The organism is Myxococcus eversor (genome assembly GCF_010894455.1).
GTDB lineage: Bacteria > Myxococcota > Myxococcia > Myxococcales > Myxococcaceae > Myxococcus > Myxococcus eversor.
In genome coordinates, this window is the sequence record NZ_JAAIXY010000005.1 from 141,834 (window position 1) to 154,141 (window position 12,308).

Sequence of the window (12,308 nt, forward strand, 5' to 3'; positions counted from 1 at the left end):
CTCACCGCGCCGTGTCGTCCACCACCGCGGGAGCGTCCGTCGGCTCGGGAAGGGGAACCGCATCCGGCGCCGAGGGAGGCAATGCGGCCTCGCGCGCGAGGAGCGCCTCGAAGGCATCAACCATGGGGCTCGCCGTGGTGCCGTCCACGACGCGCTGCCATTTCCCACCGGGGGCGCGGTGGGAATACCCACCCCAGAGAAGCCTGCCTCGGAGGCCCAGGAAGACCTCGGCGTTGACGAAGCTCTTGTCCGCTTCCGCCTCCATCAGCTCCAGCAGCCGGATGCGGTCTCCGTCGCTCACCTTCTTGAGGCGGGGCGACTGCGCGGTGATGACGCGAATGACGTGCTCCTTCACCGAGGCGGAGCTGGCGGAGACCTCCATCGACCGGTGACCCAGCGCCTGGAGCTCGGACTGAATCGTGGTCCGCGCGGCCAGGTCCTCGGCCTGGGCCTCGAAGCGCTGGTCGAAGCCTTGCCTGCCCGCTTGCTGCTCCTGCGCGGGGCTGTCCGAATCACCCGAGATGAGGGCACCCATGGTGCTGACCAGCGGGAAGCCCACGCAGCAGAACGTCAGCGCGGCCAGCGGAAACAGACCCCCCATGCGGTGCAGCAGCGGCGCCATCGGCACGGGGCCTACCTGTTGCTCCGGCACCTCCGAGTGCAGGTTGCAGCGTCCGCAGACCCGCGCGTACTTCGTTCCCAGCGAGAAGAGTGGGAACCAGAAGAGGTGAATCACCCGGTAGTGACGCTGGAGCCGATGGGCCGTCTCCTGGTGGCAGTCGGGGCAGGGTGCACGCTGCTCGCCGAGTTCCTGCTGCTTCGGCGTACTCCCAGAGATGATGAACATGCACGGCTCCGCGAAGATGAAGGGCGGCTGGATACCCCAGCGATGACGCCAGCGTCCATCGTGACAGCTTGTCTCGGACATCTCGCTACCCCGTGACAATCCGGGCAATCCCGCGAGCACCCGCCGTGTGTTGCTTTCGCTCGCGGCGCTGCGTCTTCCGAATGAAGCCTCGTGTGTGGCTTTCCCTGGCCTCGTGCTTGCTCATGCCTGTCGCCATGATGAGAACCCTTCTCCAGAAGCACTTCTGGCTGGTGAGCTGTGCCTTCCTCCTGGTGGCCGCGCTGATTGCCGCGCGCACCGTCCACCTCATCACCGAGTTCCAGCTCGCGATTCCCATCTCCAGCCTGGGCTCGACACCGTCGGGACCCGTCCAGCTCGCCCGCACCGAGGCACGGCTGGAGCTGCGCAGCGAGCCACTGGCGCGTCTGCTCGGCGTCAAGGACCGGCTCCCGCTCGGTCCTCCTCCCGCCTACATCGGGCCACGACGGAGCGCGCGGCGCGCGAAGCTCGTGGGGACGCTGACGTCGCGCGAGCCATTCTGGTCGCTCGCCTCCGTGGAGGACCTCGACAGTCGGCGGGTGCGCAGCCTCCGCGTGGGGGACGTGCTCCAGGACGCGGAGGTCGTCGTCATCGAACGCGAGCGCATCATCGTCACCCGGGAAGGACAGCAGGAGGTCATCGACCGCGAGGGGCCCGGGGGGCCACCGTCGACTGGCGCTCCGGTGTCCGCGAGCAGCGACAGTGGCGGAGGCATCCGACGGGTGGGCGAGCACACCTACGAGGTGCCTGATTCCTATCTGGACCTGGACCAGTGGACGCGGGGCTCCGCGCTCACGCAGGCGCGCATCGTTCCGTCGTTCAAGGATGGGAAGCCCCAGGGCTTCAAGCTCTTCTCCATCCGGCCTGGCTCCGTGTACGAGAAGCTGGGCCTCCAGAGCGGCGATGTCCTCCAGCGCATCAACGGCATCGCGCTCGACTCCACGGAGAAGGCGCTGGAGCAGTACATGCTGCTCAAGAAGTTCCGGCATCTGGAGGTCGACATCGACCGGGGCGGCCTGCCGCTGCGCATGGTCTACGACTTGCGGCCGTGACAGCACGGGTTCTTTCGTGAGGGGCCAGGGGGGCAGGCGGTCGCGACCGATGGCGCTCCCTCCGTCGGTACTTATCGTTGCTCCGTTGCGGGAGCGCGCTTCGTGCCGCTTCATTCAAGCAAGGAGGCATCCATGAAAGCAGTCGTGCTGAAGGCCTATGGGGACGTGGAGAACCTCGTCGTGCAAGAGATGCCCGAGCCGAAGGTGGGGCCGGGCGAGGTGAAGGTCCGCGTCACCGCCGCGAGCATCAACCCGGTGGACTGGAAGATTCGTCGAGGCGACATGAAGGACGCGATGCCCGTGACGTTCCCCGCCATCCTGGGGAGGGACGTCTCGGGTGAGGTCGTCGAGGTGGGGCAGGGCGTGAAGGACTTCAAGCAGGGCGACCGGGTGATGGGCGTGGTGTCCTCGGGCTATGCGCAGACGGTGGTTGCCCCCGTGGACGTATGGGCCAAGGTGCCCGACGCGCTGGAGCTGAAGGACGCGGCCGCGCTGCCGTTGGTGACGTTGACGGGCGTGCAGTTGATTGAAGAGCAGATGAAGGTCGCCAAGGGGGCCACGGTGCTCATCACCGGCGCGGTGGGTGCGGTGGGGCGCGCCGCCCTGTTCGCGGCGAAGGCGCGCGGGGCGAAGGTCTGGGCCGGCGTGCGGGCCACCCAGTTGGAGGAGGCCCGGAAGCTTGGGGCGGACGGGGTCGTCGCGTTGGATGATCCAAAAGACGTCGCGAAGCTGCCCACGCTGGACGCCGTGGCGGACACGGTGGGCGGCGAGGCCGTGGCGGTGGTGTTGGACAAGGTGAAGCGCGGCGGCATCGTGGGCAGCGTGGTGGGGCCGCCGAAGGGCGCGAAGGAGAAGGGGCTCGAGGTGCGCAGCTTCCACTCGCACCCGGACGGCCGCCGGCTCGCGCAACTGGGGGAGAGCGTGGCCAAGGGCGAGTTGATCATCCCCATTGGCAAGACATTCAAGATGGATGAGGCGAAGGAAGCCCAGAAGCACGCCGAGAAGGGCGGCACGGGCAAGGTCCTGCTCGTCAACTGAGCCTCGAGGAGCGTCAGCCCGGGTGTCTCGCGTGCCCGGGCATGACGCTCCTCCGGCCCTTACAGCTCGTTGAAGATGAGCAGGCCTCGCGACGAGTCGACGACGTACACGTAGCCGTCGCCGGGGATGCGGACGCCGAAGGCGCCCTCGAAGAGGCTGTCGCCTCGGAACGGGTCGCTCTCGCGGAAGGTGTGGTGGTGCGCCACCTGTCTGGGCCTGGTGGGATTGGACACGTCCAGCACGCGCAGCCCTTCGTGATACCAGGCCACGTAGAGGAGGTTGCCGCGCAGGATGAGGTTGTGCATCGACGTGATATGGCGCATGCGGAACTCGCCAATCTTCACGATGCGGGCTGGATTGCTGACGTCCAGCACGCGCACGTGAGAGGCGTTGAACTCTCCGCCCTCGAAGGCAATGGTCTTTCCGCCGAAGGTGCCCACGGCGCTGTGGTGCGCGTATTCATCGATGGAGCGCTCGTAGCGACCCAGCCGGCTGACGTTGTCCAGGTTGGTGACGTCCACCACGTTGTAGCCGCCGAAGGAGCTGCTGATGTACAGGCGGTTCTCGTACGCGAAGGCATCGTGCGGACCTCCCAGCTCCGCGTCCTCGGGCAGGGAGATGATGGTGCGCAGGATGGGATTGAGGGGCTCCGTCAAATCATAGACGTGGGTGCCCGTATTGGGGACCATGGCGTAGAGCCGGTCATTGTCGACGAGCACCGTGTGCGCGCCGAAGTCCCCCGTCGGCAGGCTCTTCACGAAGGTGGGGAGGGCGGGGTTGGAGATGTCGTAGACGATGGGACCCGTGCCGTTGCTGGCCACGTAGAGGGCATCGCCCTTGGCCCAGACCCCGTTCCAGGAGTTGTCCTCGGGCAGGGTGATGGTCGTCGTGACGACGGGGGAGGTGGGGTTCCGCACGTCGATGACGGTGAGCCCACCGGCCCGGCCCTTGTCCGGCAGGGAGACGACGTAGGCGTGGCCCTTGGCGACGTAGATGTCCGCGGGCAGACCCACCGGAACGAAGCGCTCGGAGACGAGCTGGAGCCCCCCCGAGGACTCGGGCTCCCCGGTCGACAGGGCGACCCGGTGGGCCTCGAAGGTGCCCTTGAGGCTGAGCCTCCCCCGGCGGCAGTAGGCGAAGCAGCCGGTGATGACGTTCGGAGCGGGCGCCTCGCAGCCCACCACGGAGACGGTGAGGTCCGAGCGGGTCAGCCGACCGATGAGGGAGAAGCGTCCTCCCTGCGTCTCCTTGAGCCGGAGGGGCTCGTCGAACATCGTCCCGCCATCCTCCTTGAGCAGGAAGCCGATGGGGAGGTTGGTGATGCTCACGCCGCCGTCCGCGAAGTGGCGCTCGCCTCGGCCATCGGCCAGGTAGATGCCCTCCGGCGCAATCGTGGAGAGGGTTTGCGAATCGCACTGCGACAGGTCGAAGAGCGACAGGTCATCGCAGGCGCCCTCCTGCGCGGCGACCGCACTGGAGGAGCACGGGGCGAGCGGACCTGGATCCTGCCAGTCCCCGTGGTCCTCGAGCTCGGTGTACGTCCCATCCCAGACATACGGTCCCGCGTCGGGTGTCGAAGGGGAGGGGGAGTCCTCGCAACCGGAGAGGAGCTGGAGGAGCACGATGGCCAGCGGCGCCCGGAGCGAGCGAAGGGTGACTGTCATGGGGGACCTTTCGAGGTGAGCACCCCGCGGAATTCGCGGGGCACCCATTCAGACAGCTCTAGGTCCCAACCCCCTCATTCCCTGGGGAGTACTTGCGCCATGACAAGCACCCGCGCGGCTGTGTTCAGCCGCGTTGACATGGCTTCACGCGTCACATCTGGCTTCAGCGGTCGGCGATATCCGCGGCCTGCAGGTACTCGGACGCTTCGACAATCGCTTCCGCCGTCCAGCCCCTGTTGGCGCCCTTGCCGGACGCATCGCAGTCGCCGTCGGTGTGGACACCCAGCACGTGTCCCTGGCGGTTGAGCACGCCCGCGCCGGAGGTGCCGACGAGGGTGTCCAAATCCTTGTAGTAGACGAGCTGGTTGCACGAATCGAGGTAGTTGCCCTCGGCGATGACCTTGGGGCGGCCCCGGGGGTGCTGGATGACGGCCAACCGCTCGCTGCTCCGGGTCGTCAACAGCAGCGGCGCGATCGCGGCGGGAAGCACGTCGAGCTGGATGAGCGCGTAGTCGGGCTCCATCGACTGCTCGATGACGGTGCCCTCGGTGATGAGCTCCTCGCCATCGGGCTGGTCCTCGAAGTTGAAGACCGCCAGCGACCGGTCCCCGAGTCCCACGCAGTGCCCCGCGGTGAGCACCACTGGCCCCGCGCTCGCGGCGATCAACGTTCCGGTGCAGCGACCGTCGAGCAGGACGACCGCGCCTTCGGTGTCCTGGAGGGCGGCGAACTCGCCCTGATATCCGTTGACGGGAGTGACGTCGTTGGTCGGCCCGCACTGCGTGAAGCCGCTCACCTTCGCCTCCGTCGGCGCCTCGCACACGGAAGGCTCCACCTCGGGGGGCGTCGTCTTGCCTCCACAGGCGGACAGGCCCAGGAGCAGGGTGCCCGTCAGGAGCGAGCGCCACGTCGTCATCGTCATCGTTGAACCTGGGGGCCCACGCCTCGTCGCTCGGTCGAGCTCGTTCAGCGCGGGGATGCCGCCGCGGATGGACTCGCCCGTCTCCGTCAACATCGCGTGGTGCCTCGTGTCTTGAGGGGGTGGCTCCGACGCGCCTTCACCGGCGTATCGGGCGGACCCTGAACTTCTTAGAATGTTCGAGTTGCAGGGTCAATGAACGCAGGTTCAGGGGCCCATCCACTTGGGGAGCGGTCATGCGGTGTCTTGGCATTGCGAGGGAGGTCCTCACCCGCGTCCTCGTGCGACACGTGAATGGAGCCGTTGTCGTCGGATGTCTCACCGCCGTGCTGGCCGCCCTCCCAGCGCGCGCGTCCTCTGACGGCGACATGGAGCTCTACACGTGGCCGTTCCTCCTGTTCATCATGCTGCAGGTCTGGTGGCCGGTGCTGGTGGCGGCGGTGGTTCTCCTCGGGGTGCCCGTGGTGCTGTGGCGGATGTTGCGTCGCCGCGCGAGCCGACGTGCTCCGGTCCGAGCGCGGATGGTGCGCCCGTCGAAGTGAGGAGGACCTCTTCCAGGGACTGGGGGCGCCCCGTCCCGTGTTCGCGGAGATTCTGGCCACATCATCCCTGTCCATGAGTGTGATTGACCTCGGCTTGGGCCTCTTTCGTGGAGATCCATACGAAGACCTGCCCCGGGAGGTCAGAGACCGGCCCTCCAGAAAAGACTCTCATCAGGCTTTTCCCGCCTGTGAGGTCTTCCGCATGAGCAAGCTTCCGGTGTTCGCCGTCGTGGTGGGGTTGGGCCTGAGTGCGTGCAAGGATGACCCCGAGGAGCGGACCCAGGAGCACATGGAGTCCCTGCGGAGGAATCCCACCGCGCTCGCCGCCTTCCTTCGCGACATGCCCAAGGGAGGAGATCTGCACAGCCACACCTCCGGCGCCATCACCACGGAGAAGCTCATCCAGTGGGGCGCCGAGGACGGCGCGTGCGTCGACACCACCACCTATGTGGCGAGCAATCCCTGCGCGCAGGGAGCCACGCCCCTGGCGAACACCGGAACGGACCGCGCCCTCTACGACGCGGTGATGGGGGCCTGGTCCATGGAGGGCTTCTCCGGCCCGCTGCTCGCCGCCCACCAGCACTTCTTCGATGCCTTCGGCAAGTACGGCGCGGTGCAGACCGATGCGCGCAGTGACGACAGCTACGCGGACATCATCTCCCGTGCGGGCCATCACCATCAGGTGTACGTGGAGCTGATGCAGGGCTTCGGCGCCAGCACCGGCGGCCGGCTCGTGGAGCCGCTGTTCTCGCCCACGGACGTCTGGGATGCCCCGACCCTGCTGGCGAAGCGCGAGCAGCTCATCGCCCTGCCGGACTTCCAGGCGGCACTGGCGCGTCAGGCCAGCAGCATCGCCAGCACCCTTTCGGGAAGCCGGCGGTTGCTCCAGTGTGACACGCCCCAGGCGGACCCGGGCTGTGACGTGGAGGTGCGGCTGCTCGTCTCCGCCAACCGCACGGCGACGCGAGCCAACGTCTTCGGCCAGTGGGTGTATGCCTTCGAGCTGGCCCAGCGCGTGCCGGAGATTGTCGGCGTCAACCTGGTGTCACCCGAGGAGCACCCGAACTCGCTCGCGTACTACAACGACGAGATGTTCGCGCTGGGCACGCTGGATGACCACAACGACAACACGGTCGGCCGCAAGGAGGTCCACGTCTCCCTTCACGCGGGCGAGCTGATTCCGGAGGTGCTCGCGCCCGAGGACCAGGGCCATCTGCGCTTCCACATCCGCAACGCCGTCAAGCTGGCCCATGCGGAGCGCATCGGCCACGGCGTGGACGTGCTGGGCGAGACGGACGGAGAGGGCGTCGAGGCCCTCCTGCGCGACATGCACGAGGCTGGCGTCCTGGTGGAGATCTGCCTGTCCTCCAACAACGTCCTGCTCGGCATCAAGGGCACTGACCACCCCCTCTCCGCATACCTCGTGGAGAAGGTGCCCGTGACGCTGGCGACGGACGACTCCGGAATCCTCCGCGGAGATATCACCCAGGAATACATCGCCGCCGCCACCGTCCAGGGGCTCGACTACAGGACGCTCAAGCAACTGGCGCGCGCCAGCATGGAGCACGCCTTCGTGGAGGGAGACAGCCTCTGGGCCCAGCGCGATGACTTCTCCAGGCGCGTCCCGGCTTGCGCCCAGGACGTCCCTGGCGGGGCCAACCCGTCCTCCGCCTGCCAGGGCTACCTTGGTACGCACAAGCGCGCCGCGCTGCAGTGGCGGCTGGAGGGTCAGCTGGCCACCTTCGAGGACCGCTTCGCGGACTGAGCGACGCCCCTGGTTGAAGGCTGTCGAGGAGCCCCGGCCTGTCCATCCGGGCTCCTCGATGCCTGCCTCAGCCCGCGAAGTCCTCGGGCTCGAGGAAGGTCAAGGTGTCGATGCCCGCGTCTTCAATCGCGCGGCGGACCGTGTCGTGAATCACGATGACATTCACGGCTTCCTCCAGCCGGAACAACAGGGCTCCGCCCGGGTCCGCCTTCGGACGCCTGCCCACCAGATTGAAGGCGACGAAGTCGGTGTGGTCCGTCTCCGTCACCGGGTCTCTCAGGATGGCGGGATAGGTGGCGAGGTTGTCCACGCCCGCCTGTTTCAACACCGCATGCAGGCGATGGGACATGACGCAGATGGGCGTCAGCCACAAATCTCCCAGCACCCACCCCTCCTCATCCGTCCCACGCAGCTCCAGGGTGATGGGCGTGGGAGGAGGTGAAGAGAAGGCCACGCCGGTCATCCAACTGCGTGAGGGCTGGTCGCGCTTGTAGTGGAGCCGGGCGCGGGCTCCTTCCTGGGGATCCTCCACCCGCAGGACAAGATAGGGAGGTGACATTCGTGACATTCCTTTCGGGGCTCACCGCTCGCAGCGCAGCGCCATCGCGTGAGGGTTCTCCAGATAGTCCCGCCAGAATTCCCGGCCATATCGGGCGATTCCCTCGGGGGAGCACTCGGGGCGTATCCACGTGAGGGTGTGGAAGCCCGCCTCGCGAAGCGCGACCTCGTACGTGGCCCGGCTCCAGTAGGGGAAGTGGATGGTGAAGGGCGTCTTCGTGTGCAGCTCCAGGAAGAGCGTCTGTCCTTCGCTCGGGGACTCCGGGAAGTCCAACATCGTGACGCCATACCGGGTGCTGTTGGGACCCAGCGCGCTGAACTCGGGGTTGAACGAATAGGTGACGAAGCTGCCCCCCGGCTTCAGGTGGGCATGGATGTTCCGACACATCCGCGACATGTGCTCGGGCGAGTGCGCGTAATGCAATAGATAGACAGCCGTCACGACATCGAACGTGCCCAGGGACGCCAGGTCGGCGACGTCCGACACGTGGTACTCGAGGCCCAGCGGTCTCTCCGCTTCCAGCCGCCGCGCGGAGCGAATCATCTCCTCGGAGATGTCGACGCCGACCACCCGGCTGGCGCCTCGCTCCTTGAACTGTCGCGTGTAGAGCCCATCGCCACACGCCAGGTCCAGGACGTCCAGTCCGTCCACCGGGCCCAGCGCCTTGAAGAAGGTGTAGCCCTCGATGTACTCCGAGCGCACCGGCAGCACGTCCCAGTCCGCGACCTTCTCTCCAATCTGGTCATACTGCGCCGACATGGCCCACGACCTTTCCAGGTGACGTTCGAGGCGCCCGAGGTGCCGGAGGAGGGGCCGGGCGACCCGGGCATCGTGTCACCGCACCCCGCACCGCGTCCATGTGGGAAGCCACACACGGACGCGGTGAGGGGAAATCCCCGCGACTTTCGTTGATGAGCCGAGGCCGGAGAACGCACGGCGCCATCGCGTGCGCCTCTCCCGCCGTGACAGGCCCACCATCGACACCCCACGCGGGGGGGAGAGCAGGACCATGAAGCTCCGGAAGCAAACCAGGCAGTGGACGGGTGCCACCCTCGCGGGGGCGCTGCTCCTGCCCGCGGCGGTGCTGGCGAACGAGACCCATGTCTACGGCATCGCGAACTTCAACGGCGCGGCGAGCGGGCAGTGCAACGCCGAATCGCACTCCGTCCACACGCAGACGGCGGGGGAGTTCGCCAGCTACTTCACCACGCTGATGAGCGCCGGGCTGTGGACGGATGTCCACACGCTCAACAACACCAGCGCGCGCACGGACCTCTGGACGGACGCGTCCAAGGGGACCGCGGCGAACGCGAAGGACACCCAGGTCAACGCGGGCGTGGACGACGCGGATGTCCTCTACGTCCACACGCACGGCGGCCACAGCGAGACGAACCTCAACAGCTGGCTGGTGATGGGGAGCAACCTGGACGCGTGCTCGGCCATCACGGATACCCACATGAGCCTGGGCAACGGGAAGCTGAACATCGCCGTCATCAAGGCCTGCCAGTCGGGCGACTACCAGGTCTGGAAGCAAGGCGGCTACCGCACGGCGCTCGTGACGAGCACCAGTGGCTTCACCATGTGGAATGCCTTCCACGGCAACTCGTCGTGCGGCAGCTTCGTGAAGGACTACGTGAAGCGCTACGCGTCCCAGTCGAGGTCCGATGGCGTGGGGGAGAACTGGATCGACGAGGCGTACGACAAGGACGTGGGCGCGGACAACGACGACTGCCCCGTGTCCATCGTCTTCGGCGAGACGAAGGCGAAGCGGGTCGCGATGTACGAGGCGGGCGGCTGGAGGGACCGCAAGAACACCGGCGCCAAGGTCGCCTCCACCATCTTCTACGTGGGCGGTTGTGACCCCTCCGGCGGCCAGCAACTGCCGGATTGACCCCCGCCTCCTTCGCCCCTGTTCAGAGAGAACGAAACGCCATGAAGACCCAACTCATCCGATTCCTGACCGCCCTTCCACTCGCCACCCTGCTTGGCTGTGACAGCCCGGTCCCCGTCGTCGAGCCCGTGGAGCCCCAGACGCAGGTCGCGTCCGCGACCACCACGGGCTTCGTCTTCGACACCACCCTGATTGCCACGCCGCCCACCGAAGGCCTCCCCACTGACTTGCTTCCTGGCACCGCCTTCAACGACTCGGTGCTGCAGGGGGGCCTGGTGGGCACCACCGAGACCTTCACCACGACGGGGACGCTCGGCTCTCGCAGGGATCTGGAGTCGCGCACCTGGACGCTGGAGAATGACCCCTCCGAGGGGCAGGCGCTGGTGCTGAACAAGCTCGGCAGCGGCCCCGCCGTCCCCCAGGAGCCCGCGGTGATGCAGCGCACCGCCATCGCCCGGCTGCAGCGCTGGGGCATCCCCGCCTCGGAGGTGGGGCCCGTGCTCCAGGTGAAATCCTACCTGGAGACGGAGGAGACCGGCGTCGCCGCGGTGCCGGAGCTCCACCGCTACAAGACCTTCGTGATGCGCGCCATCAATGGCATCCGCGTCCAGGGCCACCGCGCGGTGGTGTCCCACGGCGTGGATGGCACCTTCCAGCGCGCGCTCATCTCCTGGCCGCCCCTGGCACGCACGGGCCACCTGCTGCGCACCCGGTTGAGCACGGCGGACATCCAGCAGCGCGCCACCGCCGCCCTGGTCGCCGAGGGGGAGACCACGGGCGCCGTGCGACTCGCCTGGAAGTACGTGCCCACCCGGCTCGTCACGGGTGGCTGGGCGCTGACGCTGGTGGTGGGGGCCTCGATGGCCGCCGGCACTGGCACCACTCACACCGAGGAGCCTCGCGTCATCGACGTGGACGTGAGTCCGGTGCCGTAGCGGTGTGGTCATGGACCCGGGGTTGTCCCTCGGGTCCTGGCAAACCCTGGCATGGGCTGGCGCCTCGCGTTGGCGGGAGAAATGCCAGGAATTGTCTGCTTGGAATCACAAGGAAATACGGCCGAAGTCGGAGGGATGCAGTTCTCGCGGATGGGGAATCCCCTTCGTCCGTGACTGGCCAGATGCCAGGAGGCCGTATGTCCTTGTTGAAGACAAGCGTAGCGCGCTGGATTGCCGTCATGGCGTTGGGACTCGCGGGCGTGGGATACGCCCAGGATTTCGTTCCCCTCCCGCCCTTCAATTCCGCCCAGTTCGGGCCCCTCATCAACGTGACGGATGTCACCTTGGGGCTGGGACACCGCACCGTGGCCATCGGCCCGGGCATGCCCGTCACCGTGGCGACGGACTTCTTCGTGGGAGCCGTCGCCGACCCCTGCATCGATTGCAAGACGCAGCTCGTCTTCGGAATCCCAGAGGGAACCCGGCAGTGCATCTACAGCGGGCTGGGGCCGATTCAGAGCAACGCCGTGTTCAACCTGCTCGCGCCGCCCAATCCTGGCATCTACCCGTTGTGGGCCACCCCCGCGCGGACACCGGACTGCGACAAGGCGGTCTCCGTCTCGAACGGGGGGCCCGTGTTGGGGTTGGTGGGCGTCCATGGAGACCCGATGGTGTGGAGCTGGGGCTCGGTGTCCAAGGTGAAGTTGAACGGCAACACCTCGCACAAGATCAACGTCTTCCCGGGCGCGCCCGTCACCATCACCACGAACTACTCCATCGACGCGGCGGCGGGTGGATGCCCGGGTTGCATCTCCCAGGTCATCCTCGGCATCGAGCAGGGCTCCAAGGCGTGCATCTACAATGGCGGGGGCGTGGTGAACGTCACGGAGCAGTCCTTCACGCTCATCGCTCCGCAGCAGCCGGGCCTCTATCCCGTCTGGGCCGCGGCGCAGTGGGCGTTCAATTGTGACCAGGCCCTCTCCTGGTCCAATGGCGGCACCCCCGTCGCGTTCATCGAGGTGAAGCTGCCCTGATGCCGTGACTTGAAGCATCCATG

Annotated in this window: 12 protein-coding genes; 7 read left to right on the forward strand and 5 right to left on the reverse strand. The window is 67.2% G+C overall.

The genetic code is table 11. From position 1 onward, the window contains the following. Nucleotide 1: 1 nt before the first annotated feature. A complete protein-coding gene (locus tag G4D83_RS12090; RefSeq protein WP_163864873.1) occupies nt 2-847 on the reverse strand; it encodes a zinc ribbon domain-containing protein in 846 nt (281 codons plus the stop codon). Nucleotides 848-1,062: 215 nt separating this feature from the next. Between G4D83_RS12090 and gspC the strand changes: the two genes are divergently transcribed. Both gspC and G4D83_RS12100 read left to right on the forward strand, forming a co-directional pair. Continuing rightward, nucleotides 1,063-1,938 carry a type II secretion system protein GspC gene (gene gspC / locus G4D83_RS12095; RefSeq protein WP_163864874.1) on the forward strand — a complete coding sequence of 292 codons (876 nt, stop codon included), beginning with the start codon at nt 1,063-1,065 and terminating at the stop codon, nt 1,936-1,938. A 132-nt stretch (nt 1,939-2,070) separates the two neighbouring features. After that, nucleotides 2,071-2,976, forward strand: coding sequence for an NADP-dependent oxidoreductase (locus G4D83_RS12100; protein ID WP_163864875.1), 906 nt, complete (start codon nt 2,071-2,073; stop codon nt 2,974-2,976). 59 nt (nt 2,977-3,035) lie between these two features. On the opposite strand, the gene G4D83_RS12105 is transcribed toward G4D83_RS12100, so the two are convergent. Continuing rightward, the gene (locus G4D83_RS12105) at nt 3,036-4,640 is read right to left on the reverse strand and encodes an LVIVD repeat-containing protein (protein ID WP_163864876.1); all 1,605 of its coding nucleotides are present in this window, start codon (nt 4,638-4,640) and stop codon (nt 3,036-3,038) included. A gap of 163 nt (nt 4,641-4,803) precedes the next feature. Next, a complete protein-coding gene (locus G4D83_RS12110) occupies nt 4,804-5,562 on the reverse strand; it encodes a trypsin-like serine peptidase (RefSeq protein WP_420826631.1) in 759 nt (252 codons plus the stop codon). A 233-nt stretch (nt 5,563-5,795) separates the two neighbouring features. On the opposite strand from G4D83_RS12110, the gene G4D83_RS12115 reads away from it, so the two are divergent. After that, nucleotides 5,796-6,101 carry a hypothetical protein gene (locus tag G4D83_RS12115; RefSeq protein WP_163864877.1) on the forward strand — a complete coding sequence of 102 codons (306 nt, stop codon included), beginning with the start codon at nt 5,796-5,798 and terminating at the stop codon, nt 6,099-6,101. A 202-nt stretch (nt 6,102-6,303) separates the two neighbouring features. Continuing rightward, nucleotides 6,304-7,866, forward strand: coding sequence for an amidohydrolase family protein (locus G4D83_RS12120; RefSeq protein WP_163864878.1), 1,563 nt, complete (start codon nt 6,304-6,306; stop codon nt 7,864-7,866). A gap of 67 nt (nt 7,867-7,933) precedes the next feature. Here G4D83_RS12120 and G4D83_RS12125 read toward each other — a convergent pair whose 3' ends face one another. Both G4D83_RS12125 and G4D83_RS12130 read right to left on the reverse strand, forming a co-directional pair. Beyond that, nucleotides 7,934-8,425 carry a hypothetical protein gene (locus G4D83_RS12125; protein ID WP_163864879.1) on the reverse strand — a complete coding sequence of 164 codons (492 nt, stop codon included), beginning with the start codon at nt 8,423-8,425 and terminating at the stop codon, nt 7,934-7,936. A 21-nt stretch (nt 8,426-8,446) separates the two neighbouring features. Further along, entirely contained in the window at nt 8,447-9,184 is a 738-nt protein-coding gene (locus G4D83_RS12130; RefSeq protein WP_163864880.1) for a class I SAM-dependent methyltransferase, read from the reverse strand. A 250-nt stretch (nt 9,185-9,434) separates the two neighbouring features. Between G4D83_RS12130 and G4D83_RS12135 the strand changes: the two genes are divergently transcribed. The 3 genes from G4D83_RS12135 (at nt 9,435) to G4D83_RS12145 (ending at nt 12,285) form a co-directional block, all read left to right on the forward strand. Then, nucleotides 9,435-10,316 carry a hypothetical protein gene (locus G4D83_RS12135; RefSeq protein ID WP_163864881.1) on the forward strand — a complete coding sequence of 294 codons (882 nt, stop codon included), beginning with the start codon at nt 9,435-9,437 and terminating at the stop codon, nt 10,314-10,316. A gap of 41 nt (nt 10,317-10,357) precedes the next feature. Next, nucleotides 10,358-11,251: a hypothetical protein gene (locus tag G4D83_RS12140; protein WP_163864882.1), complete on the forward strand. Its 894-nt coding sequence runs from the start codon at nt 10,358-10,360 to the stop codon at nt 11,249-11,251. Between the two features lie 239 nt (nt 11,252-11,490). Next, nucleotides 11,491-12,285 (forward strand): hypothetical protein, encoded by a 795-nt coding sequence (locus G4D83_RS12145; protein WP_163864883.1) that lies wholly within the window; start codon nt 11,491-11,493, stop codon nt 12,283-12,285. Nucleotides 12,286-12,308 lie beyond the last annotated feature (23 nt).

What these genes read in the sequence shown, in the direction of transcription:
- G4D83_RS12135 (WP_163864881.1), top strand. Translation starts at nt 9,435, where the DNA reads ATGAAGCTCCGGAAGCAAACCAGGCAGTGGACGGGTGCCACCCTCGCG.
- G4D83_RS12105 (WP_163864876.1), bottom strand. Translation starts at nt 4,640, where the DNA reads ATGACAGTCACCCTTCGCTCGCTCCGGGCGCCGCTGGCCATCGTGCTC.
- G4D83_RS12140 (WP_163864882.1), top strand. Translation starts at nt 10,358, where the DNA reads ATGAAGACCCAACTCATCCGATTCCTGACCGCCCTTCCACTCGCCACC.
- G4D83_RS12120 (WP_163864878.1), top strand. Translation starts at nt 6,304, where the DNA reads ATGAGCAAGCTTCCGGTGTTCGCCGTCGTGGTGGGGTTGGGCCTGAGT.
- gspC (WP_163864874.1), top strand. Translation starts at nt 1,063, where the DNA reads ATGATGAGAACCCTTCTCCAGAAGCACTTCTGGCTGGTGAGCTGTGCC.
- G4D83_RS12100 (WP_163864875.1), top strand. Translation starts at nt 2,071, where the DNA reads ATGAAAGCAGTCGTGCTGAAGGCCTATGGGGACGTGGAGAACCTCGTC.
- G4D83_RS12090 (WP_163864873.1), bottom strand. Translation starts at nt 847, where the DNA reads ATGTTCATCATCTCTGGGAGTACGCCGAAGCAGCAGGAACTCGGCGAG.
- G4D83_RS12115 (WP_163864877.1), top strand. Translation starts at nt 5,796, where the DNA reads ATGCGGTGTCTTGGCATTGCGAGGGAGGTCCTCACCCGCGTCCTCGTG.
- G4D83_RS12125 (WP_163864879.1), bottom strand. Translation starts at nt 8,425, where the DNA reads ATGTCACCTCCCTATCTTGTCCTGCGGGTGGAGGATCCCCAGGAAGGA.
- G4D83_RS12130 (WP_163864880.1), bottom strand. Translation starts at nt 9,184, where the DNA reads ATGTCGGCGCAGTATGACCAGATTGGAGAGAAGGTCGCGGACTGGGAC.
- G4D83_RS12110 (WP_420826631.1), bottom strand. Translation starts at nt 5,562, where the DNA reads ATGACGATGACGACGTGGCGCTCGCTCCTGACGGGCACCCTGCTCCTG.
- G4D83_RS12145 (WP_163864883.1), top strand. Translation starts at nt 11,491, where the DNA reads ATGGCGTTGGGACTCGCGGGCGTGGGATACGCCCAGGATTTCGTTCCC.